This is a genomic window from Bacillus sp. FSL K6-0994, assembly GCF_038630815.1.
GTDB classification, from domain to species: domain Bacteria; phylum Bacillota; class Bacilli; order Bacillales; family Bacillaceae; genus Bacillus; species Bacillus safensis.
This window is the reverse complement of sequence record NZ_CP152043.1, coordinates 86842-111966: the sequence shown is the minus strand read 5'-3', so window position 1 is coordinate 111966 and position 25125 is coordinate 86842. Positions and strand designations below refer to the sequence as shown.

The 25125-nt window shown below is 46.2% G+C and carries 14 protein-coding genes, 9 tRNA genes and 6 rRNA genes; all 29 read right to left on the bottom strand.

What is annotated here, in order from left to right:
* Nucleotides 1–79: 79 nt before the first annotated feature.
* A complete protein-coding gene (gene disA, locus MHB69_RS00595) occupies nt 80–1159 on the bottom strand; it encodes a DNA integrity scanning diadenylate cyclase DisA (protein WP_024425581.1) in 1080 nt (359 codons plus the stop codon).
* Nucleotides 1160–1161: 2 nt separating this feature from the next.
* Entirely contained in the window at nt 1162–2541 is a 1380-nt protein-coding gene (radA, locus tag MHB69_RS00590; RefSeq protein WP_025092231.1) for a DNA repair protein RadA, read from the bottom strand.
* A gap of 93 nt (nt 2542–2634) precedes the next feature.
* A complete protein-coding gene (gene clpC / locus MHB69_RS00585) occupies nt 2635–5070 on the bottom strand; it encodes an ATP-dependent protease ATP-binding subunit ClpC (protein WP_007496263.1) in 2436 nt (811 codons plus the stop codon).
* Nucleotides 5067–6158, bottom strand: coding sequence for a protein arginine kinase (locus MHB69_RS00580; RefSeq protein WP_024425579.1), 1092 nt, complete (start codon nt 6156–6158; stop codon nt 5067–5069). Before MHB69_RS00580 ends, clpC begins: the two co-directional genes overlap by 4 nt.
* A gap of 4 nt (nt 6159–6162) precedes the next feature.
* Complete coding sequence (locus MHB69_RS00575) at nt 6163–6720, bottom strand: UvrB/UvrC motif-containing protein (RefSeq protein ID WP_024425862.1); 558 nt, start codon at nt 6718–6720, stop codon at nt 6163–6165.
* Between the two features lie 14 nt (nt 6721–6734).
* Nucleotides 6735–7199, bottom strand: coding sequence for a CtsR family transcriptional regulator (locus MHB69_RS00570; RefSeq protein ID WP_003217184.1), 465 nt, complete (start codon nt 7197–7199; stop codon nt 6735–6737).
* Nucleotides 7200–7376: 177 nt separating this feature from the next.
* A 5S ribosomal RNA gene (gene rrf / locus MHB69_RS00565) occupies nt 7377–7492 on the bottom strand.
* 61 nt (nt 7493–7553) lie between these two features.
* Nucleotides 7554–10484 (bottom strand): 23S ribosomal RNA (locus tag MHB69_RS00560).
* Nucleotides 10485–10666: 182 nt separating this feature from the next.
* Nucleotides 10667–12215: ribosomal RNA gene (locus MHB69_RS00555) — 16S ribosomal RNA — on the bottom strand.
* Nucleotides 12216–12340: 125 nt separating this feature from the next.
* A tRNA-Ala gene (locus tag MHB69_RS00550) sits at nt 12341–12416 on the bottom strand.
* Between the two features lie 8 nt (nt 12417–12424).
* Nucleotides 12425–12501 (bottom strand) — tRNA-Pro (locus MHB69_RS00545).
* A 7-nt stretch (nt 12502–12508) separates the two neighbouring features.
* A tRNA-Arg gene (locus MHB69_RS00540) sits at nt 12509–12585 on the bottom strand.
* Nucleotides 12586–12595: 10 nt separating this feature from the next.
* Nucleotides 12596–12681: transfer RNA gene (locus tag MHB69_RS00535), tRNA-Leu, on the bottom strand.
* A 12-nt stretch (nt 12682–12693) separates the two neighbouring features.
* Nucleotides 12694–12765, bottom strand: a tRNA-Gly gene (locus tag MHB69_RS00530).
* A 30-nt stretch (nt 12766–12795) separates the two neighbouring features.
* A tRNA-Leu gene (locus MHB69_RS00525) sits at nt 12796–12878 on the bottom strand.
* Between the two features lie 8 nt (nt 12879–12886).
* A tRNA-Lys gene (locus tag MHB69_RS00520) sits at nt 12887–12962 on the bottom strand.
* 37 nt (nt 12963–12999) lie between these two features.
* Nucleotides 13000–13075 (bottom strand) — tRNA-Thr (locus MHB69_RS00515).
* A 33-nt stretch (nt 13076–13108) separates the two neighbouring features.
* A tRNA-Val gene (locus MHB69_RS00510) sits at nt 13109–13184 on the bottom strand.
* A gap of 821 nt (nt 13185–14005) precedes the next feature.
* Nucleotides 14006–14121 (bottom strand): 5S ribosomal RNA (rrf, locus tag MHB69_RS00505).
* 61 nt (nt 14122–14182) lie between these two features.
* Nucleotides 14183–17113, bottom strand: a 23S ribosomal RNA gene (locus MHB69_RS00500).
* 182 nt (nt 17114–17295) lie between these two features.
* Nucleotides 17296–18844: ribosomal RNA gene (locus MHB69_RS00495) — 16S ribosomal RNA — on the bottom strand.
* The 16S, 23S and 5S rRNA genes sit together here with 9 tRNA genes alongside, the layout of an rRNA operon.
* 342 nt (nt 18845–19186) lie before the next feature.
* On the bottom strand, nt 19187–20686 hold the full coding sequence (lysS, locus tag MHB69_RS00490) for a lysine--tRNA ligase (protein ID WP_034284259.1): 1500 nt from the start codon (nt 20684–20686) through the stop codon (nt 19187–19189).
* Nucleotides 20687–20776: 90 nt separating this feature from the next.
* Entirely contained in the window at nt 20777–21778 is a 1002-nt protein-coding gene (dusB, locus tag MHB69_RS00485; RefSeq protein WP_342495890.1) for a tRNA dihydrouridine synthase DusB, read from the bottom strand.
* Nucleotides 21771–22004 carry a helix-turn-helix transcriptional regulator gene (locus tag MHB69_RS00480; RefSeq protein WP_024425661.1) on the bottom strand — a complete coding sequence of 78 codons (234 nt, stop codon included), beginning with the start codon at nt 22002–22004 and terminating at the stop codon, nt 21771–21773. The genes dusB and MHB69_RS00480 overlap by 8 nt, the downstream gene beginning before the upstream one ends.
* A complete protein-coding gene (folK, locus tag MHB69_RS00475) occupies nt 21956–22459 on the bottom strand; it encodes a 2-amino-4-hydroxy-6-hydroxymethyldihydropteridine diphosphokinase (protein WP_342495889.1) in 504 nt (167 codons plus the stop codon). Before folK ends, MHB69_RS00480 begins: the two co-directional genes overlap by 49 nt.
* Nucleotides 22456–22818, bottom strand: coding sequence for a dihydroneopterin aldolase (gene folB, locus MHB69_RS00470; protein ID WP_024425659.1), 363 nt, complete (start codon nt 22816–22818; stop codon nt 22456–22458). The genes folK and folB overlap by 4 nt, the downstream gene beginning before the upstream one ends.
* Nucleotides 22811–23668, bottom strand: a complete 858-nt coding sequence (folP, locus tag MHB69_RS00465) for a dihydropteroate synthase (RefSeq protein ID WP_075621315.1) — start codon at nt 23666–23668, stop codon at nt 22811–22813. The genes folB and folP overlap by 8 nt, the downstream gene beginning before the upstream one ends.
* 9 nt (nt 23669–23677) lie before the next feature.
* The gene (gene pabC, locus MHB69_RS00460) at nt 23678–24526 is read right to left on the bottom strand and encodes an aminodeoxychorismate lyase (RefSeq protein WP_046314466.1); all 849 of its coding nucleotides are present in this window, start codon (nt 24524–24526) and stop codon (nt 23678–23680) included.
* Nucleotides 24523–25116, bottom strand: coding sequence for an aminodeoxychorismate/anthranilate synthase component II (pabA, locus tag MHB69_RS00455; protein WP_024425656.1), 594 nt, complete (start codon nt 25114–25116; stop codon nt 24523–24525). The genes pabC and pabA overlap by 4 nt, the downstream gene beginning before the upstream one ends.
* Nucleotides 25117–25125 lie beyond the last annotated feature (9 nt).

Below are 25125 nucleotides of genomic sequence, written 5' to 3'. Positions count from 1 at the left end.
TGAGCAACAGAAAACAAAACCATCATTAATATACCCATATTCATCCATTTTTAACCGTAATAGAGAAAAATTTCTCTTCTTAAAGCTGACGGTCAATGTAATGTTTTTCTTGTAACCTTTTTAATCCTTTTTTTATCTTTTTCGCTCTTACTTCTCCAATTCCTTCTACTTCATCCAATTCTTGTACATCTGCTTCCATAATTCGATCTAGCACACCGAATGCTTCAACCACATTTTCGACGATTGGCATTGGCAGTCTAGGGATTTTATGGAGCAATCTATATCCTCTTGTGTACACATATTCGTCAATATTTGTAGAAGCTGGATATCCAAGTAACTTGTACAGAATGGAATCATCTAAAAGCTCAAAGCTCGACATATCTTGAAGTTGTTTAAGCAGCACATACGGATCTTTGATCTTTTCTTTCACGTAATCTTTAATAAATAAAGCTGCTTCCTGCTCCATATCTGTAATCAATTCATTGACTTGCAGACGGATCAAGTGTCCCTCTGTTCCGAGCTCTTTGATATACATATTGATTTCATTTTTGATCCTGAGTACCATTTCGTAGCGGTGCAGCACGGATAATACATCACCAAAGGTCACAAGCTCTTCAAATTCTAGGGCGCTTAACGCAGAAATGGCGTGATCTAAAATCGTTTTATATTTCTCAAGTGTTTGAATGGCTTGATTGGCCTTTGTTAAAATAAAGCCAATATCTTTCAGCGTATAACGACGATTCCCTTGGTATAAGGTAATGACGTTCCTCCGTTCAGAAATGGCAATGATTAAGCAGCCTGTCTGCTTTGCTACACGTTCAGCCGTCCGGTGCCTCATGCCTGTTTCCGATGAATGAATGGTTGCATCTGGCATCAGCTGTGTATTCGCATACAAGATTTTTTGACCAGAATCGCTAAGAATAATGGCCCCGTCCATCTTCGCCAATTCATATAAATGTGCTGGGGAGAAGGCCGAATTAATGTGAAATCCTCCATCTACCACACTCTTTACTTTGTCATTATAACCAACAACAATGAGCCCGCCAGTATTGGCTCTCAGGACGTTTTCAATCCCTGCCCGCAGAGGTGTTCCTGGTGCCACAAACTGTACAATATCTAAGAGATCGAGTTCTCTCGCTCCTTTTTTCTCTTTTTCCATTTCTATGATCCCCCTAGTGAAATTCGAAGTGCCTCCGCTACATTTTCTACACCAACTAACTCAATCCCTCTCGGCTTTTTCCATCCGTCTATATTCGCCTGAGGAATAAACATTCGCTTAAATCCTAGTTTTGCAGCTTCCTGCACTCGCTGTTCAATTCTTGATACTCTTCTGACTTCTCCCGTCAGACCGACCTCTCCTATAAAGCAATCCGCTTGATGCGGCGCTGCATCTTTAAAGCTTGATGCAATACTGACGGCAATAGCTAAGTCAATCGCCGGTTCGTCAAGCTTCACACCGCCTGCGACCTTTAAATACGCATCTTGGTTTTGCAGCAGCAGCCCCACGCGTTTTTCTAAAACTGCCATGAGCAGCGATACTCGATTATGATCAAGGCCAGTGGCCATTCTTCGCGGATTCCCAAAGCTTGTCGGGGAAATTAATGCCTGTATCTCGACAAGTACAGGTCTTGTTCCTTCCATTGAGGCAACAACACACGAACCAGATACACCTGCCGACCGCTCTTCTAGAAAGATTTCTGATGGGTTTAATACTTCCGTGAGCCCTTCCTCTCTCATTTCAAAAATTCCCAATTCATTCGTTGAACCAAATCGGTTTTTGACCGCCCGTAAGATACGAAACGTATGATGACGCTCGCCTTCAAAATAAAGAACTGTGTCCACCATATGCTCTAAAAGGCGTGGACCTGCGATCGAGCCTTCTTTGGTCACGTGACCAACGATAAAAATAGGAATACCATTTGTCTTGGCAATCTTCATCAGCTGCGCTGTACATTCTCTAACTTGAGATACAGAGCCGGGAGCTGACGTGATATCGCTTTGGTAAACGGTTTGAATCGAATCCACCACAACAAAAGCAGGTTTCATCTCCTGTATAGCAGACGTTATATACTCCATATCGGTTTCAGCCAAAACATGTAAAGAGGCGCTTTCAATGCCAAGGCGGTCCGCTCTTAGCTTCGTTTGTTTAATGGACTCCTCACCAGATATGTATAACACATTCTGATTTTTGTCTGAGAGCTGTGCTGATACTTGTAATAATAATGTGGACTTCCCAATCCCAGGATCTCCGCCGATGAGAACAAGAGAACCTTTGACAATTCCACTTCCTAATACTCGGTTAAATTCTTCTAAATTTGTTTTAATTCGGGGTTCTTCGGATGTTTCAATTGCAGATATAGGTGAAGGTTTTTGAATGGTTTGAACAGAATGATTAAAAGCACTTCGACGGTTTGCCGGCTCTTTGCGAACGACCTCTTCTGTCATACTGTTCCACGTGCCGCAGCCTGGACATTTCCCCATCCATTTGGCTGACTCATAACCGCACGATTGGCATATAAATTTTGATTTTGTCTTAGCCATAGATTGAAGAATACAACTCCTTATACTGGTCAGAAAATAAGTAAAGGGAGGCATACACCTTACTGGTATGCCTCACACTTTTTTCTTACTATATTAGTTCGTAGCAGCCGTCGCTTTTACGACAATCTCTCCATCTTCCACATCTAATACGATATGTTGACCTTTTTCAATATTCCCCTTCAGAAGCTCTTCAGAAAGTCGATCTTCTACATGCTTTTGAATCGCTCTTCTTAACGGACGCGCACCGTACTCAAGATCTACTCCTTCGTCGGCAATCTTCGCTTTTGCTGCTTCCGTCAATTCAATTGATAGGTCTTGTTCTTTTAATCGTTTTGTCAATTGATCAGACATGAGAGACACGATCTCTTTTAGATGTTTCTTCTCAAGCGAGTGGAAGACAATGATTTCATCAATACGGTTGATAAACTCAGGTCTAAACGCACGTTTCAACTCGCCCATCACTTTGCCTTTCATATCCTTGTAATTTTGACTTTCATCCTGCACGTTAAAGCCAACATATTTATTGCGCTTCAGCTCACTAGCTCCAACGTTTGATGTCATAATCAAAATCGTATTTCTAAAGTCAACGGTACGCCCTTTAGAATCAGTCAGACGACCATCTTCTAACACTTGCAGTAAGATATTAAATACATCTGGATGCGCCTTTTCAATCTCGTCTAAAAGAACGACAGAATAAGGTTTTCTTCTCACTTTTTCAGTCAGCTGTCCACCTTCATCATAGCCCACATAGCCTGGAGGTGACCCAACAAGTCTGGATGTAGAGTGCTTCTCCATGTATTCAGACATATCAATACGGATCATTGCTTCTTCATCACCGAAAATAGACTCAGCAAGTGCTCTTGCAAGCTCCGTTTTACCAACCCCTGTTGGACCTAAGAAGATAAAGGAGCCGATTGGGCGCTTCGGATCTTTCAGGCCAGCACGCGCACGTCTCACCGCTTTTGCTACAGCGACAACCGCTTCATCCTGTCCGATCACGCGAGAGTGGAGCAATTGTTCCATATTCAGAAGCTTATCTGTCTCCGTTTGAGCAATTTTCGAAACAGGCACTCCCGTCCAGCTGGAAACGACCATTGCGATATCATCTACAGATACCTCTGAATTCTCTTGTCCCTGCTTTTCTTTCCATGATTTCTTTGTAACTTCTACTTTTTCACGCAAACGCTGTTCTGTATCGCGAAGAGAAGCTGCTTTTTCAAATTCTTGACTTTGAACTGCCGCATCCTTTTCCTTGCGTACTTCATCCAGCTTTTGCTCTAATTCTTTTAGGTTAGGCGGTGTTGTGAACGAACGTAAACGGACTTTCGAACCTGCCTCATCAATTAAATCAATCGCCTTATCTGGAAGGAATCGGTCAGAAATATAACGGTCAGACAGCTTCACCGCCGCCTCAATCGCTTCATCTGTAATAGACACACGGTGATGTGCTTCATACCGGTCTCTAAGCCCTCTTAAGATTTGAATACTTTCATCAACAGACGGCTGATCTACTTGAATTGGCTGGAAACGTCGTTCAAGCGCAGCATCCTTTTCAATATATTTACGGTACTCATCTAACGTTGTCGCCCCAATACATTGAAGCTCTCCACGTGCTAGGGATGGCTTCAAGATATTAGACGCATCAATCGCGCCCTCTGCTCCACCAGCACCAATAAGTGTATGAAGCTCGTCGATAAAGAGAATGATATTTCCTGCCTGACGAATTTCGTCCATCACTTTTTTCAAACGATCCTCGAATTCACCACGATATTTCGTACCAGCTACAACAGTTCCCATATCCAGGGTCATTACTCGTTTATCACGCAGGATTTCAGGCACTTCATTATGAATAATTTGCTGTGCAAGACCTTCTGCGATGGCTGTTTTACCAACACCAGGCTCACCAATCAGCACAGGGTTATTTTTTGTTCTTCTACTTAGGACCTCAATGACACGTTGAATTTCTTTGCTTCGGCCAATGACAGGGTCCAAGCTGTCCTCTTTTGCGATAGCTGTTAAATCTCTTGCCAGGCTATCTAGTGTTGGTGTATTTGCATTGCTATTAGAGCCAGCTGCAGATGCACCTGTTTCATTGCTTCCAAGCAGCTGCAGGACTTGCTGGCGTGCTTTATTTAAGCTCACTCCGAGGTTATTTAAGACACGGGCAGCGACACCCTCTCCCTCACGAATAAGACCTAATAGAATATGTTCTGTCCCTACATAGGAATGACCTAGCTTTCTTGCTTCATCCATTGAAAGCTCAGTGACCTTCTTCGCTCTAGGCGTATAATGAGGAATAGCTTGAGACACCTCTTGCCCTCTTCCAATCAAGCTTTCGACTTCTTTTTGGATTTTATCTGAAACAAGGCCCAGTGCTTCTAACGCTTTGGCAGCGATGCCCTCACCTTCACGTACAAGGCCAAGTAAAATGTGCTCAGTACCTATGTTCTTATGGCCTAGGCGAATGGCTTCTTCTTGTGCAAGTGCTAATACCTTTTGAGCTCTTTCAGTGAATCTTCCAAACATCATATCGTTTCATCCTCCTGTCCATTCCTATGCATTTCTAAGCGCAGCCTTTCTCTAATAATCGCTGCTCGTTTTATATCTCGTTCATTTGGCTCTAAGGCTCCTCCTGAATATTGTTGAAGGAAGCCGGGCTGAGTCAAAATCATGAGTTCATTCAGTATATTACTTGAAAGCCCCTTAATGATACCTAAATCAATTCCAAGCCGCACATCTGACAAACACTTCGCTGTTTCCTTTGATTCAATCATACGACAATTGGCCAAAATCCCTAAAGAGCGGTACACTCTGTCCTCAAGTTCAATTTTAGATGTTTGATATAACGCTTTTCGTGCAGATCGCTCTTGTTCAATGAGCTGAGCGGTCACACTATTCAAGTCATCTACAATGTCTTCTTCTGATTGACCAAGTGTCATTTGATTTGAAATTTGAAAGATGTTCCCTATTGCTTCGCTGCCCTCACCATAAATTCCTCTGACCACAAGACCTAATTGATTAATGGCCGGAATAATCCGATTCATTTGTCTTGTGAGCGCTAATGCTGGTAAATGCATCATGACCGAAGCCCTAATACCTGTACCTACATTGGTCGGACAACTTGTTAAGTATCCTCGCTTTTCAGAAAACGCGTAATCCACTTGCTCTTCAATCCAGTCATCTACCTGATTAGCCGCTTTTAGTGCATTGGCTAGCTGAAAACCTGGGAATAAGCACTGGATTCGAATATGGTCTTCTTCATTCAGCATCACACTGATTTCTTCATTTTCAGAAAGCAAACAGCCGCCAAATCTTGATTCAGCTAAATTGGGGCTAATCAAATGCTTTTCAACAAGTACCCTCTTTGCTAAAGGCTGCGTTTCATTCATTCGAATCAGAACAAAGTTTCCAATGTCCTTCACTTCCTGGCTAGCAAACTTTTGCTCGAATTGCTGGAGAACAGCTTCAGCTTCAGCTTGAGAAAACTGAGTTGGGAAACGAACATGCTCTAGATTGCGCGCTAGCCGGATACGACTGCTTAGAACAATGTCACTTTCTGGTCCTTTTTGTTTCATCCACTGACTAAGAGCGTCTTGAATAAAATGCTGGAGCGACATGACGTTAATCTCCCTCCCTCTGCTGAGATTGCTCATGCTCTAATGCACGAATTTGATCTCGAACTTCCGCTGCCTTTTCGAACTCTTCCTGTTCAATCAGCTGCTTCAGCTCTTGCTGCATTAACTCAAGTTTCCGGCGAACATGCAGGCTGCCGGCAATTCGTTTTGGTACTTTTCCATTATGGACTGTATTTCCACTATGGACTTTCCGTAAAACAGGGTTCAGATACTGATCAAATGTACGATAGCATTCTGCACAGCCAAATCGGCCTGTTTTTCTGAACTGCTGAAAGGTTAAGCCACACTTAGGACATTGATCCACTTCTTTCGCTTCTTGAAAAATAGACGAGCCCTTGTTCGCACTTGTGGTGAAGCTAGGATCAATATTCAATAAGCCTGATAATAAGTTGTGAATCGAGAAACCTTGGTTTCCACTCATAGCATATGAATCACTGTTTTCTTTTGCACATTGTTCACATATGTGCATTTCTTGTTTTTCTCCATTTATAACTTTCGTAAAGTGAAAAGTGGCTGGTCTCTCATTACATTCTTGACAAATCAATCTTTTCACCCGCTTTACTTTAATTTCAAAGCATTTAACATCGCTTTCATCATCCGAGCACGCAGTTCATCACGTTCAGGTAAATCAATATGCAATACAGAACGGTCCATGACACTAATCATCATCTTAGCTTCTCTTTCAGATAATATGTTATTTTCAACAAGACGCATGATGATATGATCAGATGCAGCCTGTGATAACCGATGATATATTTGGGAAATAATATTGTTCAATAAGTCGACTTCATCATTCATTTTGACTTTAATGATGCGGATATAGCCACCGCCGCCACGCTTACTTTCAACGATATAGCCTCTCTCGCTCGTAAAGCGTGTATTGATAACATAGTTTATTTGTGAAGGTACGCATTGAAATTTATCTGCAATTTCATTGCGTTTAATTTCTAATATTTCTCGACCGTTCTGATCCAAGACTTCCTTCAAATACTGCTCGATGATATCAGAAATATTTTGTGCCACTCCGCCTCCTCCTCCATTGACTTTGACTATATTTGACTTTAATCTTACTATAAATTTTTTCGATCAATTTTTCAAGATAATCGCTCAACTAACAATATTATTTCCACATTTATATGGTGTCAAACCTCCCAAAAACACAAAAAAGACCAGTTCCGACTGGAACTGATCCTAATAGAAGCTTGGCGGCGTCCTACTCTCACAGGGGGAAACCCCCAACTACCATCGGCGCTGAAGAGCTTAACTTCCGTGTTCGGTATGGGAACGGGTGTGACCTCTTCGCTATCGCCACCAAACCTGATGGAGAGAATGTTCTCTCAAAACTAGATAACAATGTTCATGCTTCACATTAGAATATAGGTTAAGTCCTCGATCTATTAGTATCTGTCAGCTCCACGTGTCACCACGCTTCCACCTCAGACCTATCAACCTGATCATCTTTCAGGGATCTTACTTCCTTGCGGAATGGGAAATCTCATCTTGAGGGGGGCTTCATGCTTAGATGCTTTCAGCACTTATCCCGTCCGCACATAGCTACCCAGCGATGCCCTTGGCAGAACAACTGGTACACCAGCGGTGCGTCCATCCCGGTCCTCTCGTACTAAGGACAGCTCCTCTCAAATTTCCTGCGCCCGCGACGGATAGGGACCGAACTGTCTCACGACGTTCTGAACCCAGCTCGCGTACCGCTTTAATGGGCGAACAGCCCAACCCTTGGGACCGACTACAGCCCCAGGATGCGATGAGCCGACATCGAGGTGCCAAACCTCCCCGTCGATGTGGACTCTTGGGGGAGATAAGCCTGTTATCCCCGGGGTAGCTTTTATCCGTTGAGCGATGGCCCTTCCATGCGGAACCACCGGATCACTAAGCCCGACTTTCGTCCCTGCTCGACTTGTAGGTCTCGCAGTCAAGCTCCCTTGTGCCTTTACACTCTGCGAATGATTTCCAACCATTCTGAGGGAACCTTTGGGCGCCTCCGTTACATTTTAGGAGGCGACCGCCCCAGTCAAACTGCCCACCTGACACTGTCTCCCTGCCCGATAAGGGCAGCGGGTTAGAAGGTCAATACAGCCAGGGTAGTATCCCACCGATGCCTCCACCGAAGCTAGCGCTCCGGTTTCCAAGGCTCCTACCTATCCTGTACAAGCTGTACCAACATTCAATATCAGGCTGCAGTAAAGCTCCACGGGGTCTTTCCGTCCTGTCGCGGGTAACCTGCATCTTCACAGGTACTATAATTTCACCGAGTCTCTCGTTGAGACAGTGCCCAGATCGTTGCGCCTTTCGTGCGGGTCGGAACTTACCCGACAAGGAATTTCGCTACCTTAGGACCGTTATAGTTACGGCCGCCGTTTACTGGGGCTTCAATTCGCACCTTCGCTTACGCTAAGCGCTCCTCTTAACCTTCCAGCACCGGGCAGGCGTCAGCCCCTATACTTCGCCTTACGGCTTCGCAGAGACCTGTGTTTTTGCTAAACAGTCGCCTGGGCCTATTCACTGCGGCTTCTCGGGGCTTTAACACCCTAAGAAGCACCCCTTCTCCCGAAGTTACGGGGTCATTTTGCCGAGTTCCTTAACGAGAGTTCTCTCGATCACCTTAGGATTCTCTCCTCGCCTACCTGTGTCGGTTTGCGGTACGGGCACCTCTCACCTCGCTAGAGGCTTTTCTTGGCAGTGTGGAATCAGGAACTTCGCTACTAAATTTCGCTCGCCATCACAGCTCAGCCTTTATGGGAAACGGATTTGCCTATTTCCCAGCCTAACTGCTTGGACGCGGATATCCAATACCGCGCTTACCCTATCCTCCTGCGTCCCCCCATTGCTCAAATGGTGAGGAGGTGGTACAGGAATATCAACCTGTTGTCCATCGCCTACGCCTTTCGGCCTCGGCTTAGGTCCCGACTAACCCTGAGCGGACGAGCCTTCCTCAGGAAACCTTAGGCATTCGGTGGACGGGATTCTCACCCGTCTTTCGCTACTCATACCGGCATTCTCACTTCTAAGCGCTCCACCAGTCCTTCCGGTCTGGCTTCACAGCCCTTAGAACGCTCTCCTACCACTGTTCGTAAGAACAGTCCGCAGCTTCGGTGATACGTTTAGCCCCGGTACATTTTCGGCGCAGAGTCACTCGACCAGTGAGCTATTACGCACTCTTTAAATGGTGGCTGCTTCTAAGCCAACATCCTGGTTGTCTAAGCAACTCCACATCCTTTTCCACTTAACGTATACTTTGGGACCTTAGCTGGCGGTCTGGGCTGTTTCCCTTTCGACTACGGATCTTATCACTCGCAGTCTGACTCCCAAGGATAAGTCATCGGCATTCGGAGTTTGACTGAATTCGGTAACCCGGTAGGGGCCCCTAGTCCAATCAGTGCTCTACCTCCGAGACTCTTACCTTGAGGCTAGCCCTAAAGCTATTTCGGAGAGAACCAGCTATCTCCAGGTTCGATTGGCATTTCACCCCTACCCACACCTCATCCCCGCACTTTTCAACGTGCGTGGGTTCGGGCCTCCATTCAGTGTTACCTGAACTTCACCCTGGACATGGGTAGATCACCTGGTTTCGGGTCTACGACCACGTACTCATGCGCCCTATTCAGACTCGCTTTCGCTGCGGCTCCGCATCTTCTGCTTAACCTTGCACGGGATCGTAACTCGCCGGTTCATTCTACAAAAGGCACGCCATCACCCGTTAACGGGCTCTGACTACTTGTAGGCACACGGTTTCAGGATCTATTTCACTCCCCTTCCGGGGTGCTTTTCACCTTTCCCTCACGGTACTGGTTCACTATCGGTCACTAGGGAGTATTTAGCCTTGGGAGATGGTCCTCCCGGATTCCGACGGAATTTCACGTGTTCCGCCGTACTCAGGATCCACTCTGGAGAGAACGACATTTCAGTTACAGGGCTGTTACCTTCTTTGGCGGGCCTTTCCAGACCTCTTCGCTTATATCATTCCTTTGTAACTCCGTATAGAGTGTCCTACAACCCCAAGAGGCAAGCCTCTTGGTTTGGGCTGTTCCCGTTTCGCTCGCCGCTACTCAGGGAATCGCATTTGCTTTCTCTTCCTCCGGGTACTTAGATGTTTCAGTTCCCCGGGTATGCCTTCTCATACTCTATGTATTCAAGTATGGATACTACTCCATTACGAGCAGTGGGTTTCCCCATTCGGAAATCTCCGGATCAAAGCTTGCTTACAGCTCCCCGAAGCATATCGGTGTTCGTCCCGTCCTTCATCGGCTCCTAGTGCCAAGGCATCCACCGTGCGCCCTTTCTAACTTAACCATTTCTTACTTTAGAAAGAATCACTATGTGTGATGAACTTTGCATTGCATTCAATGTGAATGTATTACTTATTGTTATCTAGTTTTCAAAGAACAATCCTGTCTCGCTAGAGACATGTTTTGAAGGAATGATCCTTCAAAACTAAACAAGACGAAAACGTACGCTGCTCCATATATCCTTAGAAAGGAGGTGATCCAGCCGCACCTTCCGATACGGCTACCTTGTTACGACTTCACCCCAATCATCTGCCCCACCTTCGGCGGCTGGCTCCATAAAGGTTACCTCACCGACTTCGGGTGTTGCAAACTCTCGTGGTGTGACGGGCGGTGTGTACAAGGCCCGGGAACGTATTCACCGCGGCATGCTGATCCGCGATTACTAGCGATTCCAGCTTCACGCAGTCGAGTTGCAGACTGCGATCCGAACTGAGAACAGATTTATGGGATTGGCTAAACCTTGCGGTCTTGCAGCCCTTTGTTCTGTCCATTGTAGCACGTGTGTAGCCCAGGTCATAAGGGGCATGATGATTTGACGTCATCCCCACCTTCCTCCGGTTTGTCACCGGCAGTCACCTTAGAGTGCCCAACTGAATGCTGGCAACTAAGATCAAGGGTTGCGCTCGTTGCGGGACTTAACCCAACATCTCACGACACGAGCTGACGACAACCATGCACCACCTGTCACTCTGTCCCCGAAGGGAAAGCCCTATCTCTAGGGTTGTCAGAGGATGTCAAGACCTGGTAAGGTTCTTCGCGTTGCTTCGAATTAAACCACATGCTCCACCGCTTGTGCGGGCCCCCGTCAATTCCTTTGAGTTTCAGTCTTGCGACCGTACTCCCCAGGCGGAGTGCTTAATGCGTTAGCTGCAGCACTAAGGGGCGGAAACCCCCTAACACTTAGCACTCATCGTTTACGGCGTGGACTACCAGGGTATCTAATCCTGTTCGCTCCCCACGCTTTCGCTCCTCAGCGTCAGTTACAGACCAGAGAGTCGCCTTCGCCACTGGTGTTCCTCCACATCTCTACGCATTTCACCGCTACACGTGGAATTCCACTCTCCTCTTCTGCACTCAAGTTTCCCAGTTTCCAATGACCCTCCCCGGTTGAGCCGGGGGCTTTCACATCAGACTTAAGAAACCGCCTGCGAGCCCTTTACGCCCAATAATTCCGGACAACGCTTGCCACCTACGTATTACCGCGGCTGCTGGCACGTAGTTAGCCGTGGCTTTCTGGTTAGGTACCGTCAAGGTGCGAGCAGTTACTCTCGCACTTGTTCTTCCCTAACAACAGAGCTTTACGATCCGAAAACCTTCATCACTCACGCGGCGTTGCTCCGTCAGACTTTCGTCCATTGCGGAAGATTCCCTACTGCTGCCTCCCGTAGGAGTCTGGGCCGTGTCTCAGTCCCAGTGTGGCCGATCACCCTCTCAGGTCGGCTACGCATCGTCGCCTTGGTGAGCCATTACCCCACCAACTAGCTAATGCGCCGCGGGTCCATCTGTAAGTGACAGCCGAAACCGTCTTTCATCCTTGAACCATGCGGTTCAAGGAACTATCCGGTATTAGCTCCGGTTTCCCGGAGTTATCCCAGTCTTACAGGCAGGTTACCCACGTGTTACTCACCCGTCCGCCGCTAACATCCGGGAGCAAGCTCCCTTCTGTCCGCTCGACTTGCATGTATTAGGCACGCCGCCAGCGTTCGTCCTGAGCCAGGATCAAACTCTCCGAAAAAGTACAAAACCGAAGTTTTGCTTTTCGCCAGTTTGACTGACTACCTATGAAGTATCATAGGATTTTTTTATAAAAAATCGAATTAACAGGTACGTTTTGTCTTGTTTAGTTTTCAAAGATCATATTGGTGGAGCCTAGCGGGATCGAACCGCTGACCTCCTGCGTGCAAGGCAGGCGCTCTCCCAGCTGAGCTAAGGCCCCATAAAAGATGGTCGGGAAGACAGGATTCGAACCTGCGACCCCTTGGTCCCAAACCAAGTGCTCTACCAAGCTGAGCTACTTCCCGATCTTAATGGCGCGCCCGAGAGGAGTCGAACCCCTAACCTTTTGATCCGTAGTCAAACGCTCTATCCAATTGAGCTACGGGCGCTTATTTATAATGCCGAGGGCCGGACTTGAACCGGCACGGTAGTCACCTACCGCAGGATTTTAAGTCCTGTGTGTCTGCCAATTCCACCACCCCGGCGTGGATGGTATAAGCGGAAGACGGGATTCGAACCCGCGACCCCCACCTTGGCAAGGTGGTGTTCTACCACTGAACTACTTCCGCATTACAGGATTTCTTTATTTTATTTGGCAATGCGGGTGAAGGGACTTGAACCCCCACGTCATAAAGACACTAGATCCTAAGTCTAGCGCGTCTGCCAATTCCGCCACACCCGCATGAAACATGGTGAGCCATGAAGGACTCGAACCTTCGACCCTCTGATTAAAAGTCAGATGCTCTACCAACTGAGCTAATGGCTCGCTTTAAAAGCGACTTGTCTATCTTACCATATGAAAGTGGTGCCGGCAAGAGGACTTGAACCCCCAACCTACTGATTACAAGTCAGTTGCTCTACCAGTTGAGCTACACCGGCTTTATCTATCCTAACATTATGTAAGAATAAATATGGTGGAGGATGACGGGCTCGAACCGCCGACCCTCTGCTTGTAAGGCAGATGCTCTCCCAGCTGAGCTAATCCTCCATATTGTGTCGTTTCGAAGTGTCTCTCGATCTGACAAATAGTATTATATAACGATAAGATATTGTTTGTAAAGACTTTTTTAAAATAATTTTTGAATTTATTTTAAAGCTGTTTTTTCACCTTTTCGTTAAGGCACCTAAAGAAGTTTACCACTTGTCTCATCATTTTAAAAGCCTTTTTTTCATTTTTTTATGTTTTTTTGTTAAAAAGAGCGCTTATATGGCTCTATCATTGCAAAAACAGCAATTTCGAAGCTTTCATATCCTTGTTTTATTTCATATATCTCTGGATAAAAAACATCCAAAAAAGAAATTCTATTATTATTTTATTTTTCTGAGAAATCTTTTTTGCCTAAAAAAGTGTAAAAATAATTACTGCTCTTTACTATTTTTCAACAAATCGTTTCACATTAATTTTTCTGCTGCTTCAAACACTCAACAGTCTTATCATCGATATAAAGTTTTACCAGGAAAATTAATATTAGTATTGTTTCTTTCTCCTTTTAAGTTAAAAATTTAGCAATAGCTGACTATCCCCTTTGGGGTGAGGGTGCCTTTCTATCTCGTGACCCTATACATCACCTCTTTACATCTATTTAGTCCAAGGAGAGGTTTTCTTATGCTTTTAGTGTTGACCCTTGATAATTTGAACTACTGGTTCATATGATGACTGAAATGTTAAATTGAAGGAAAGTAAAGTTTGATTTATTTAGCAATCAACGAGGAAACAACGTATTTTTACTTTACGAACCTATTATATAGAAGCAAGTCATTCAAAAACACAAAAAAGACCAGTTCCGACTGGAACTGATCCTAATAGAAGCTTGGCGGCGTCCTACTCTCACAGGGGGAAACCCCCAACTACCATCGGCGCTGAAGAGCTTAACTTCCGTGTTCGGTATGGGAACGGGTGTGACCTCTTCGCTATCGCCACCAAACCTGATGGAGAGAATGTTCTCTCAAAACTAGATAACAATGTTCATGCTTCACATTAGAATATAGGTTAAGTCCTCGATCTATTAGTATCTGTCAGCTCCACGTGTCACCACGCTTCCACCTCAGACCTATCAACCTGATCATCTTTCAGGGATCTTACTTCCTTGCGGAATGGGAAATCTCATCTTGAGGGGGGCTTCATGCTTAGATGCTTTCAGCACTTATCCCGTCCGCACATAGCTACCCAGCGATGCCCTTGGCAGAACAACTGGTACACCAGCGGTGCGTCCATCCCGGTCCTCTCGTACTAAGGACAGCTCCTCTCAAATTTCCTGCGCCCGCGACGGATAGGGACCGAACTGTCTCACGACGTTCTGAACCCAGCTCGCGTACCGCTTTAATGGGCGAACAGCCCAACCCTTGGGACCGACTACAGCCCCAGGATGCGATGAGCCGACATCGAGGTGCCAAACCTCCCCGTCGATGTGGACTCTTGGGGGAGATAAGCCTGTTATCCCCGGGGTAGCTTTTATCCGTTGAGCGATGGCCCTTCCATGCGGAACCACCGGATCACTAAGCCCGACTTTCGTCCCTGCTCGACTTGTAGGTCTCGCAGTCAAGCTCCCTTGTGCCTTTACACTCTGCGAATGATTTCCAACCATTCTGAGGGAACCTTTGGGCGCCTCCGTTACATTTTAGGAGGCGACCGCCCCAGTCAAACTGCCCACCTGACACTGTCTCCCTGCCCGATAAGGGCAGCGGGTTAGAAGGTCAATACAGCCAGGGTAGTATCCCACCGATGCCTCCACCGAAGCTAGCGCTCCGGTTTCCAAGGCTCCTACCTATCCTGTACAAGCTGTACCAACATTCAATATCAGGCTGCAGTAAAGCTCCACGGGGTCTTTCCGTCCTGTCGCGGGTAACCTGCATCTTCACAGGTACTATAATTTCACCGAGTCTCTCGTTGAGACAGTGCCCAGATCGTTGCGCCTTTCGTGCGGGTCGGAACTTACCCGACAAGGAATTTCGCTACCTTAGGACCGTTATAGTTACGGCCGCCGTTTACTGGGGCTTCAATTCGCACCTTCGCTTACGCTAAGCGCTCCTCTTAACCTTCCAGCACCGGGCAGGCGTCAGCCCCTATACTTCGCCTTACGGCTTCGCAGAGACCTGTGTTTTTGCTAAACAGTCGCCTGGGCCTATTCACTGCGGCTTCTCGGGGCTTTAACACCCTAAGAAGCACCCCTTCTCCCGAAGTTACGGGGTCATTTTGCCGAGTTCCTTAACGAGAGTTCTCTCGATCACCTTAGGATTCTCTCCTCGCCTACCTGTGTCGGTTTGCGGTACGGGCACCTCTCACCTCGCTAGAGGCTTTTCTTGGCAGTGTGGAATCAGGAACTTCGCTACTAAATTTCGCTCGCCATCACAGCTCAGCCTTTACGGGAAACGGATTTGCCTATTTCCCAGCCTAACTGCTTGGACGCGGATATCCAATACCGCGCTTACCCTATCCTCCTGCGTCCCCCCATTGCTCAAATGGTGAGGAGGTGGTACAGGAATATCAACCTGTTGTCCATCGCCTACGCCTTTCGGCCTCGGCTTAGGTCCCGACTAACCCTGAGCGGACGAGCCTTCCTCAGGAAACCTTAGGCATTCGGTGGACGGGATTCTCACCCGTCTTTCGCTACTCATACCGGCATTCTCACTTCTAAGCGCTCCACCAGTCCTTCCGGTCTGGCTTCACAGCCCTTAGAACGCTCTCCTACCACTGTTCGTAAGAACAGTCCGCAGCTTCGGTGATACGTTTAGCCCCGGTACATTTTCGGCGCAGAGTCACTCGACCAGTGAGCTATTACGCACTCTTTAAATGGTGGCTGCTTCTAAGCCAACATCCTGGTTGTCTAAGCAACTCCACATCCTTTTCCACTTAACGTATACTTTGGGACCTTAGCTGGCGGTCTGGGCTGTTTCCCTTTCGACTACGGATCTTATCACTCGCAGTCTGACTCCCAAGGATAAGTCATCGGCATTCGGAGTTTGACTGAATTCGGTAACCCGGTAGGGGCCCCTAGTCCAATCAGTGCTCTACCTCCGAGACTCTTACCTTGAGGCTAGCCCTAAAGCTATTTCGGAGAGAACCAGCTATCTCCAGGTTCGATTGGCATTTCACCCCTACCCACACCTCATCCCCGCACTTTTCAACGTGCGTGGGTTCGGGCCTCCATTCAGTGTTACCTGAACTTCACCCTGGACATGGGTAGATCACCTGGTTTCGGGTCTACGACCACGTACTCATGCGCCCTATTCAGACTCGCTTTCGCTGCGGCTCCGCATCTTCTGCTTAACCTTGCACGGGATCGTAACTCGCCGGTTCATTCTACAAAAGGCACGCCATCACCCGTTAACGGGCTCTGACTACTTGTAGGCACACGGTTTCAGGATCTATTTCACTCCCCTTCCGGGGTGCTTTTCACCTTTCCCTCACGGTACTGGTTCACTATCGGTCACTAGGGAGTATTTAGCCTTGGGAGATGGTCCTCCCGGATTCCGACGGAATTTCACGTGTTCCGCCGTACTCAGGATCCACTCTGGAGAGAACGACATTTCAGTTACAGGGCTGTTACCTTCTTTGGCGGGCCTTTCCAGACCTCTTCGCTTATATCATTCCTTTGTAACTCCGTATAGAGTGTCCTACAACCCCAAGAGGCAAGCCTCTTGGTTTGGGCTGTTCCCGTTTCGCTCGCCGCTACTCAGGGAATCGCATTTGCTTTCTCTTCCTCCGGGTACTTAGATGTTTCAGTTCCCCGGGTATGCCTTCTCATACTCTATGTATTCAAGTATGGATACTACTCCATTACGAGCAGTGGGTTTCCCCATTCGGAAATCTCCGGATCAAAGCTTGCTTACAGCTCCCCGAAGCATATCGGTGTTCGTCCCGTCCTTCATCGGCTCCTAGTGCCAAGGCATCCACCGTGCGCCCTTTCTAACTTAACCATTTCTTACTTTAGAAAGAATCACTATGTGTGATGAACTTTGCATTGCATTCAATGTGAATGTATTACTTATTGTTATCTAGTTTTCAAAGAACAATCCTGTCTCGCTAGAGACATGTTTTGAAGGAATGATCCTTCAAAACTAAACAAGACGAAAACGTACGCTGCTCCATATATCCTTAGAAAGGAGGTGATCCAGCCGCACCTTCCGATACGGCTACCTTGTTACGACTTCACCCCAATCATCTGCCCCACCTTCGGCGGCTGGCTCCATAAAGGTTACCTCACCGACTTCGGGTGTTGCAAACTCTCGTGGTGTGACGGGCGGTGTGTACAAGGCCCGGGAACGTATTCACCGCGGCATGCTGATCCGCGATTACTAGCGATTCCAGCTTCACGCAGTCGAGTTGCAGACTGCGATCCGAACTGAGAACAGATTTATGGGATTGGCTAAACCTTGCGGTCTTGCAGCCCTTTGTTCTGTCCATTGTAGCACGTGTGTAGCCCAGGTCATAAGGGGCATGATGATTTGACGTCATCCCCACCTTCCTCCGGTTTGTCACCGGCAGTCACCTTAGAGTGCCCAACTGAATGCTGGCAACTAAGATCAAGGGTTGCGCTCGTTGCGGGACTTAACCCAACATCTCACGACACGAGCTGACGACAACCATGCACCACCTGTCACTCTGTCCCCGAAGGGAAAGCCCTATCTCTAGGGTTGTCAGAGGATGTCAAGACCTGGTAAGGTTCTTCGCGTTGCTTCGAATTAAACCACATGCTCCACCGCTTGTGCGGGCCCCCGTCAATTCCTTTGAGTTTCAGTCTTGCGACCGTACTCCCCAGGCGGAGTGCTTAATGCGTTAGCTGCAGCACTAAGGGGCGGAAACCCCCTAACACTTAGCACTCATCGTTTACGGCGTGGACTACCAGGGTATCTAATCCTGTTCGCTCCCCACGCTTTCGCTCCTCAGCGTCAGTTACAGACCAGAGAGTCGCCTTCGCCACTGGTGTTCCTCCACATCTCTACGCATTTCACCGCTACACGTGGAATTCCACTCTCCTCTTCTGCACTCAAGTTTCCCAGTTTCCAATGACCCTCCCCGGTTGAGCCGGGGGCTTTCACATCAGACTTAAGAAACCGCCTGCGAGCCCTTTACGCCCAATAATTCCGGACAACGCTTGCCACCTACGTATTACCGCGGCTGCTGGCACGTAGTTAGCCGTGGCTTTCTGGTTAGGTACCGTCAAGGTGCGAGCAGTTACTCTCGCACTTGTTCTTCCCTAACAACAGAGCTTTACGATCCGAAAACCTTCATCACTCACGCGGCGTTGCTCCGTCAGACTTTCGTCCATTGCGGAAGATTCCCTACTGCTGCCTCCCGTAGGAGTCTGGGCCGTGTCTCAGTCCCAGTGTGGCCGATCACCCTCTCAGGTCGGCTACGCATCGTCGCCTTGGTGAGCCATTACCCCACCAACTAGCTAATGCGCCGCGGGTCCATCTGTAAGTGACAGCCGAAACCGTCTTTCATCCTTGAACCATGCGGTTCAAGGAACTATCCGGTATTAGCTCCGGTTTCCCGGAGTTATCCCAGTCTTACAGGCAGGTTACCCACGTGTTACTCACCCGTCCGCCGCTAACATCCGGGAGCAAGCTCCCTTCTGTCCGCTCGACTTGCATGTATTAGGCACGCCGCCAGCGTTCGTCCTGAGCCAGGATCAAACTCTCCGAAAAAGTACAAAACCGAAGTTTTGCTTTTCGCCAGTTTGACTGACTACCTATGAAGTTTCATAGGATTTTTTTATAAAAACTCGAATTAACAGGTACGTTTTGTCTTGTTTAGTTTTCAAAGATCATTTTCGTTATCGCTCGTAAGCGACTTTAATATCTTAACATTTTGCGTCGGTTAAAGTCAAGAACTTTTTTCAATTTCTTTTTTTAACCTCGTTGCTGTTTTGCGGCAACGAATAATAATATACCATCTGTATTCTTTCCTTGCAATAGTTTTTTTAAAAAAAGTTTCATTTTATGAAAAATAAAAAGCGCCATAGATAAAATGGCGCTTTGATTGATGTATTAGCGGTTTCTCATTTGCGGGAAAAGCAGTACATCTCTAATTGACGGAGAATTTGTTAAAAGCATGATTAATCGGTCGATCCCGATTCCTAAACCACCTGTTGGAGGCATGCCGTATTCTAATGCTTCAACAAAATCGTCATCCATTAGGTGTGCTTCGTCATTTCCTTCTTCACGTTCTTTTAATTGAGCTTCAAAGCGTTCTCTTTGATCGATTGGATCGTTTAGCTCTGTGAATGCATTTGCATGCTCACGGCGTACGATAAACAGCTCAAAGCGATCTGTGAAGCGAGGGTCTTCAGGATTTTTCTTAGCTAATGGAGAAATCTCCACTGGATGTCCGTAAATGAATGTAGGCTGAACCAATGTTTCTTCTACTTTTTGCTCGAAGAACTCATTGATAATATGACCTACTGTCATATTTTTCGTGATTTCAACACCATGATCAGCAGCATGCTGTTTTGCTTCTTCTACAGACATCTCCTGCCAGAAGTCTACACCTGTTGCTTCTTTGACCGCTTCAACCATATGCAGTCTCTTCCATTCAGGTTTGAGATCAATTTCATCTTCTCCATATTGAATGGTTGTTGTTCCCAGCACCTCTTGGGCAATATGAGCAATTAAGTTTTCAGTCAGATTCATAATGTCTTTGTAGTCTGCGTATGCTTCATACAGCTCAATCATAGTGAATTCTGGGTTGTGGCGAGTCGATACCCCTTCATTACGGAATACGCGGCCAATCTCATATACTTTCTCTAGACCACCGACAATTAGGCGTTTTAAGTGCAGCTCGATCGCAATACGCATATAAAGCGGCATATCAAGTGCATTGTGATGAGTAATGAAAGGACGCGCCGATGCACCACCAGGAATGCTGTGCATTGTTGGTGTTTCAACTTCTAAGTATCCTTTAGAATCTAAGTATCTTCTCATGGATTGAATGATTTTGCTTCGCATAATAAACGTCTGCTTACTTTCTGGATTTACAATGAGGTCCAGGTAGCGCTGACGATAGCGTTGTTCAACATCTTTTAATCCATGATATTTATCAGGAAGCGGGCGAAGTGCTTTTGTCAGAACCTCAAAGCTAGTCGCTTTAATAGAAAGTTCTCCTACATTAGTTTTAAAAACAGTTCCTGTTACACCAATGATATCGCCTAGGTCTGAGCTTTTGAATAATTCATAAGCTTCTTCCCCTACACTATCTTTACGAACATAGATTTGAATTTGTCCTTCTAGGTCTTGAATATGCGCAAAGCCAGCTTTTCCTTTTCCGCGCTTTGTCATCATACGACCAGCGATTGTTACTTGAGCCGCTTTTCCTTCTAAGTCTTCTTTAGAAAACTCGTCATATTCAGCGATAATTTGCGCAGATTGATGAGAACGGTCATATCGTTCACCGAATGGATCGATACCCTCTTCTCTCATTTTATTCATTTTGTCACGTCTGACCTGGAATTGGTCATTTAATTCTTCGTTATTAAGCCCTTCATTACTCATTTATATCACTCCAATAATGTATTTTGCAGAGAAAAGCAGAAAAACTGCCAGTACATGCACTAGCAGTGAGCTACAAAAAGAAAGATAGTCTTATCCTACTTTTATACTTTGAAGCTCTTTTGCCTCGGCTTCGATCGTAAAGTCATCAAGAACTTGTACAAGCTCCGCTCTCGTTTCACTTTGATTGATTTGGTTTCTTACGTCAGCGTTGCCGCGGACCCCTTTTAAGTACCATGCTGCATGCTTTCTCATTTCTCTAACAGCGACATGCTCGCCTTTCAGGTCAATGAGTCTGTCTAAGTGAAGTTTGCACACTGACATTTTCTCACGCACGTTTGGCTCTTCTTTCAGTTCACCCGTTTCTAAATAATGAACCGTTCGATAAATCATCCACGGGTTTCCAAGTGCGGCTCTTCCGATCATAACAGCGTCCACACCTGTTTCATCAAGCATACGTTTTGCATCTTGAGGGGTTTTGACATCGCCATTGCCGATGACAGGAATTGATACAGATTGTTTAACCTCTTTTATAATATCCCAATTCGCTGTTCCTTCGTACATTTGCACGCGTGTCCGTCCGTGAAGCGCAACCGCTTGTCCACCAGCTCGTTCAACAGCACGGGCATTGTCGATAGCAAAGATATGGTCTTCGTCCCAGCCCATTCTCATTTTCACTGTAACTGGTTTGTCTACAGCTTCTACGACAGCAGAGACCATTTCATAAATCTTGTTTGGATCAAGGAGCCATTTCGCTCCTGCATCACATTTCGTAATCTTTGGTACAGGACATCCCATGTTGATATCAATAATATCAGCTGTGGTATTCTGGTCTACGAACTTTGCCGCTTCGACGAGTGTGTCTTTTTCCCCTCCAAATATCTGAAGGTTCAAAGGCTTTTCCCGTTCATCAATGTATAGCATACCCATTGTTCTCGCGTTGTTGATCAGGATCGCTTTGTCACTGACCATTTCAGCGCAGACTAAGCCCGCTCCAAACTCTTTCACCGTCAGTCTGAAGGCAGAGTTGCACACACCAGCCATTGGTGCGAGCACTACTTTGTTTTTAATCTCGATATCTCCGATTTTAAACATTTTTCCCCCTCCTTTCTTCTTCAAGAATTGGCGAAAGTTCTTCCACCGTTATATTTAAAGCATCTGCTATTTGACCAACCAATTGGTTTGTTGGTAATCGATTGCCTCGCTCAATTTCTCCTAAGACAGAGACAGAGATGCCAAGTCTTTTCGCGAACCCTTCCTGAGTATACCCTTTTAGCTTTCGGTATGCACGAATTCTTCTACCCCACATGTCTTTTTCCATATGCTTACACCTTCTTGGTCTGTTACGGCATTTATTTGTACTTCGCCGATTTCTGGGCAAATCTCACTCATCGGGACAAGAACGAATAAACGTTCGTACATTCTGGGATGCGGCACTACAAGTTGTTCTGTTTCAATATTTTCACGATTATAAAGTAAAATGTCAAGGTCAGCCGTTCGCGGTCCCCATCTCACTTCTCTTGTTCTGCCTAACTCCTGCTCGATTTTCTGAGTAAGAGACAGTAGTTCCTCCGGACGAAGTGAAGTGGTAATTTTCACGGCCATGTTTAAAAAGTCATCTTGGTTTTCATAGCCTACAGGTGCTGTTTCATATATCGATGAGATTAATTCCACTTGAACCCCTGGATGTTCATGCAGTTTTTTGACGGCTTCTTTTAAATAAGTTTCTTTTTTACCTATGTTTGAGCCTAATGCGATGTATGCTGTATTGTTCATGTGCGCGATCTCGTCATTTCAATTGCAACGGACTGATAATGTCCTGGAATTGGGGGATCTGGTTTGATCACCTTCACTGTACATTCCTGAACTGTCGGAAAGTCCTTTAACACTTGGTTTGCAATTCTTTCTGTCAGTGTTTCAACAAGATTGACCGGCTCGCCTTCTACAATGCTTTTGCAGATTTGGTAAAGCTCTGCATAGTTGATGGTCTCATTGAGGTCATCAGTTTGTCCGGCTTTACTTAAATCAAGTGAAGCTGTTAAGTCCACGCGGAATCGCTGCCCTAATTTATTTTCTTCTGCAAATACACCGTGGTACCCGTAAAATTCCATTCCGTTTACATATACTTTATCGATGATAAGCGCCTCCCTTATTCAGCATGGCATCCATCATTTTTGCCATTCTTGCTATTTCTTTTACATCATGTACACGGACCATCGCACTGCCCTTTTGAATCCCAAGGCAGACCGTCGCACCTGTTCCTTCAGTACGTTCTTCAGGCGGCAGGTCTAAGACAGCACCAATGAATCGTTTTCGAGATGTAGCCAGCAGCAGTGGATACCCAAGGTGACAAAAATGTTCGAGTTCATTCATGACCTTCAGGTTGTCCTCTTTATTTTTCGCAAATCCTACACCTGGATCTAATATGATCATGTCATCACGGACACCCGCTTGCTGGGCAATTTGGACACTTTCTTTCAAATCGGCGATCATATCTGAAATCAGATGTGTGTAGTTTCGTTCTGGCCGATTGTGCATTAAAATGATTGGGACATTGTGCTTCGCCGCCACATGTGCCATTTGGGGATCTGCCTTCGCTCCCCATACATCATTAATGATGGAGGCTCCAGCTTTCACTGCTTCATCTGCAACACGGGCTTTATACGTATCAATAGAGATAGGGATATCTAATTCTTTTGTGATTTTCTCAATGACAGGAATGACCCTTGAAAGCTCCTCTTCTTCCGACACAAGTGCCGCTCCCGGGCGAGTCGATTCTCCGCCAATATCAATAATATGCGCCCCGTCTTCTATCAGCTGCGCTGCATGAGCCAGCGCTTTATCTACTTGATTAAACTTTCCTCCATCTGAAAAAGAGTCAGGCGTGACATTTAAAATGCCCATGACCAATGTCTTTTCTTCATAGCTAAGGGTGTGATGCTTGGCCTGAATGATTTTAGGCTGTTTTATCAATTGTTGTGTCATTGTGTCCACCTACTCTTTATGGTCTTGACGTTCTTTTGTGTATTGCATTCTTAACTTTGTTGAGATGGTCCGGCTGTTTTTGAGCAAGTGGATGTCTCCTATACACCCGAAAGGCACAACTCCCTGAACAGAATTGGTCATCCATGCCTCATCAGCTGAGAGCAAATGTGAGACTGGGTATCGTCCTTCCTTTAGCGAGACCCCCATCGCGTGGAGCGTTTCCATACAGTATCGACGAGTGACCCCATTTAAAATGCCTGTATCAAGTGACGGTGTATAGACCACATCATCTTTTCGCCAAAATATATTCGAGGTAATGCCTTCTGCCACATCATCTTCTTTTGTTAAAAAGATGCCTTCTAACGCCGGGTCGTTCCCCACTTCTCTTTTCCCGAGCAGGTTGTTCATATAGTGATGAGACTTGAGGCGTTTTGGCCCTTCTGGTGTATTTCTTCTTGTTTGAAGAATGACTCCCTTTTTCTCATCCAAAATAGATTCTGGACGGAATGGAGAGATCATGACAAAAACGACAGGCTCTTCATAAGGGTCTGCAGAAAACCCATTGCCTCTGCCCGCAGAAACATTCAAGCGAATTCTCGCATGGCCGCCGGCTATTTGGTTTTTATTTAGTAAAGTATGAATGATGTCGAGTACAAATGGTTTCTCTATTGTGGATTCGATGCAAAGGTCACGTAATGATTGATTGAGCCTTTCAAGATGCCAATCCAACAGGAAGACTTGTCCTGCCAGGCTGGTAAATGTTTCGAATACACCGATGCCATATAGAAAACCATGATCAAAAGGAGAAAGAGTCGCGTCTTTCTCCTCTATATACTGACCGTTCAGATAAATGATCATGCGTTTACTTCATGCCCCTTTTTACGATAGGTTTCAATGAAATTTTTCAGCATTTCTTTTCCGAAGGACGTCATAATCGATTCAGGATGGAATTGCACACTTTCAATCGGCAATTCTTTATGACGAATCGCCATGAGCTCGCCTTCCTTTGTGCTGGCTGTTGCGTCAAAGCACTCTGGCAACGTCTCGTTTTTGACAATTAATGAATGATATCTCGTTGCGACGAGCGGATTTTGAAGTCCTGTGAAAACACCTTTTCCATCATGTTTAATCTCTGACGTTTTACCGTGCATTAGGCGCTCTGCTCGAACGACATCCCCGCCAAAGACTTGCGCGATGGATTGGTGACCTAGACACACACCGAAGATTGGAATGCTTCCTGCAAAGTGCTTGATCGCCTCCATACTAATTCCCGCTTCATCAGGACTGCATGGTCCTGGAGAAATCATAAGAAAATCCGGCTTGAGCTCTTCAATTTCTTGAATGGTTACTTGATCATTCCGTTTCACGATCAATTCTTCTCCAAGCTCACCTAAATACTGGACCAGGTTGTACGTAAATGAATCATAATTATCAATCATTAAAATCATACTCTGCTC